General features: G+C 71.9%; 4 protein-coding genes. 2 read left to right on the forward strand and 2 right to left on the reverse strand.

Translation table 11 applies throughout. The annotated features are described in order from the left end of the window. Positions 1-155 precede the first annotated feature (155 nt). Positions 156-488, reverse strand: coding sequence for a hypothetical protein (locus VF468_05845; protein ID HEX5877835.1), 333 nt, complete (start codon positions 486-488; stop codon positions 156-158). A 38-nt stretch (positions 489-526) separates the two neighbouring features. Continuing rightward, entirely contained in the window at positions 527-1,777 is a 1,251-nt protein-coding gene (locus VF468_05850; protein ID HEX5877836.1) for a YhjD/YihY/BrkB family envelope integrity protein, read from the reverse strand. Between the two features lie 441 nt (positions 1,778-2,218). Here VF468_05850 and VF468_05855 point away from each other — a divergent pair, with 441 nt between their 5' ends. Then, positions 2,219-2,713 (forward strand): CBS domain-containing protein, encoded by a 495-nt coding sequence (locus tag VF468_05855; protein HEX5877837.1) that lies wholly within the window; start codon positions 2,219-2,221, stop codon positions 2,711-2,713. Positions 2,714-2,743: 30 nt separating this feature from the next. Continuing rightward, positions 2,744-3,082, forward strand: a 339-nt coding sequence (locus tag VF468_05860) for an LLM class flavin-dependent oxidoreductase (protein HEX5877838.1), incomplete at its 3' end; no start/stop codon positions are given.

The following is a 3,082-nucleotide window of genomic DNA, read 5'->3' on the forward strand; positions in this document are numbered from 1 at the left end:
CCGGGCCGGACCAGCCGTTCCGGAGCCGGGGCTGGGGGTGGGAGACCCGGCCCGTCTCCGGCCTCGGCCGTGCACGCCGACGCCAGGGCCACCGCGAGCGCGACGACCACACCCGGGCGGGTCATCCGGGCGATCGTACCGCCGGCCGGTGGCCCCTAGGGCCTGGTCTCGATCAGCCGGGCGTTCAGGCGGCGGAGCTGGCGCACCTCGAGGAGTCGCATCGCCAGCCAGGCCCCGGCGCCGGCGGCCACCCACGGCTTCCACCGGCCGTCGGCCAAGGCCGCCGACACGCGCTGGGCCGCGGCTTCCGGCACCACGTTGACCACGGGCCGGACGATCTCGATCGGCTGAGCCTCCCGCCGCTTCTTTCGCCTGCGCCGGAGGACGGCCAGCAACACCACCCCGGTGACACCCCCGCCGACCGCCACGCCGACGGCCCGCTTTGCCCAGACGGCCGGGCGCGGGAGCCGGCGCTCCAGCTCGCGCATCTCGGCATCGAGCCGACCGCGGATATCCTCGATCTCCCTTACCGTCGCAGCTGCGCTCTGGCCCATTCCATGTCCTCCTTGATCCTCTGCTTCGCTTGCCCGGCTCCAACCGGCTGCCGCATCCGGGCTCTACCGACCGCCCCGGCCACCGCGCCGAGAAGCAGTACGAAGCCCGCCACGATCAGCAGAGCAGCCCACAACGGCAGCACCAGGTCGAGAGCCGCGGCGCCGGCCGCCAGCAGGAACCCGAGGACGAACATCCCCAGGACGCCGGCGATCGCGAACGCCGCGGCCCCCTGGAGCTTCGCCGCGGCGCCCTCGGTGATCTCCTGCCGGGCCAGCTCGACCTCCTTCTTCACCAGCAGACCCACATCGCCGGCCACCCGTCCGACGAGCCGGGGCGTGCTCAGCTCCTCCGGCCGGCCGTTCGGCCGGCGGTCGATCCGTTCGCGCGATTCGTCCATCCGGAGCCCTCCTCTCTCTTCCAGCAGGACCGCGTTCAGCTCGGCCCCGTACACGTACAGCCTGGCCGCCAGGTACATGATGACCAGAACCCCCACGGTGGTGGCGAAGGCCCCGTAGACGGGCGCGGATCCTTCGGCCGTCCTCCCCGCGTACCACGCGCCCAGGAGCTTGAGACCGGTCCACCCGATCGCCACGAAGACGGCCCCGGGCACGAGGTCGGGCCAGGCCGCCCGGCCCCGTCGCAGCACCCGGTAGGTGACCAGGAACAGGACGACGTCGAGCCCGAGGGCCACCAGGACCGACACCACCTGGAGCGCGACGCCGGCGGGCCCATCGCTCTCGACGGCCCCGGCCAGCGCCTGGAGCGATGTGGCGGTCAGGCCCACGAGTCCCAGGCCGATGGTGACCGTCACGAGCCACGCCACCCGCGCCAGCCCCGACCTCGGCGGGCCCTCGCGGAACACGATGCGAATGGCGTTCCGTCCTGCCCCCACGACGCCGGTGCCGGTCCAGAGGAGCCCGGCCAGACCCACCAGGCCGACAGCGACCCGGCTCTCCTGTGCGGCCAAGAGGCTCCGCTCCACCAGCGCCTCCACTCCCGGGACGGCCCGTGTCAGAGCGGCCTCGACCTCGGCCTGGAGGCTCGGGTTGCGCTCCAGGGCAAACCCCACGATGGAGACCCCCAACAGCATCAGGGGGAAGAACGACAGGAACCCGTAGTAGGCGATGGCCGCCGCCAGGTACCCCCCCGCGTCATCCCCGTACCGACCGCTGGTGGCCTGGGCGATCGCGGCCACCCGGCTTCGCTTGATCCGCTCGAGCATCTCCCGATGGTTACCCCCGTCCGATCCCCCCTAAGAGCGGATTCAAGGCGGTCGGCCGTCCTCCCGATACCCCAGATGAACGACCGACGACCAGGGAGTACGCCACATGCACTGGGACATCCGGCTCGCGGAAGCGAACCTGGTGGTCGCCGACCTCATCGGCGCCGCCATGAGCAGCCGGAAGGCCGAGAAGGACGAGGACACCTCGGACCGGGCCTGACCCGAACGCGGCAGACCCCCGAGGGGGAGGGAGCCGTCCTCGGGGGCCTGCTCTTCGGGCGTATGGCCGCCAGGGCCCCGTAGGTCTACCCGGCCACCAGGGCTGAGGCGGTCCGCCGCTCCCTGTATTTCCACACCGACCCCCCCTAAACCTGCCTCCCACGACGGTTTGGTCCTCGGCCGCCCCGGATAGGTCATCGAGGACGCCCGAGAGGAGGACCCATGTCGATCCTCGTTCGCCACGCCATGACCGAGTCGCCCAAGACCGCCGGGCCGACCATGAACGCCGCCGACGCGGCCGCGATGATGAAGCAGTTCGATACCGGGGTCATACCCGTGGCCGAGGGAGATCGCCTGGTGGGGCTGGTCACCGATCGGGACCTGGTGCTCCGCGTCCTGGCCGAGCGGAAGGACCCCCTGGCTGTGCGTCTGGAGGACATCGCCACCACCGTGCCGGTGACCGTGAGCCCGGACACGAAGCTGTCGGAGGCCCGCTCGATGATGGCCGAGCACCGCATCCGACGCCTGCCGGTGGTCAAGGACGAGAAGCTCGTCGGCATCCTGTCTCTCGGCGACGTGGCCCAGGCCGACTCCTCGGAGCGGGCGGTCGGGGAGACCCTCGAGGAGATCTCCGAGTCCACGTCCACCACCGAGATGGCCGACGACCCGCCGCGAGGCACGCCCGAGCGGGTCCAGCGGGCCCGCGAGCGGGAATAGCCTCCCGCCCCCGGCGGTTCTTGCGCAACGATGCGGATCGGGATCGGTCTTCCGAACACGATCCCCGAAACGCCCGGCCGGCTACTCGTCGACTGGGCGGCCCGGGCCGAGGAGCGCGGCTTCTCCTCCCTGGCGACCATCGACCGCATCGCCTACCCGAGCTACGAGTCCCTGGTGACGCTCGCGGCCGCCGGCGCCGTGACCGAGCGGATCGGCCTGATGACGAACATCCTGCTCTCGGCCACCCGCAACCCGATCATCCTGGCGAAGGAGGCTGCCAGTGTCGACCAGCTCTCGGGAGGCCGGCTCACGCTGGGTCTGGGCGTGGGCGGACGGCGTGACGACTTCGTGGCCACCGAACGCGGCTTC

It is taken from the genome of Actinomycetota bacterium (assembly GCA_036280995.1).
Classification (GTDB): Bacteria; Actinomycetota; CALGFH01; order CALGFH01; family CALGFH01; genus CALGFH01.

Coding starts and splice junctions, on each gene's coding strand:
- VF468_05845 (HEX5877835.1), bottom strand. CDS start 488: ATGCGCGAGCTGGAGCGCCGGCTCCCGCGCCCGGCCGTCTGGGCAAAG.
- VF468_05850 (HEX5877836.1), bottom strand. CDS start 1,777: ATGCTCGAGCGGATCAAGCGAAGCCGGGTGGCCGCGATCGCCCAGGCC.
- VF468_05855 (HEX5877837.1), top strand. CDS start 2,219: ATGTCGATCCTCGTTCGCCACGCCATGACCGAGTCGCCCAAGACCGCC.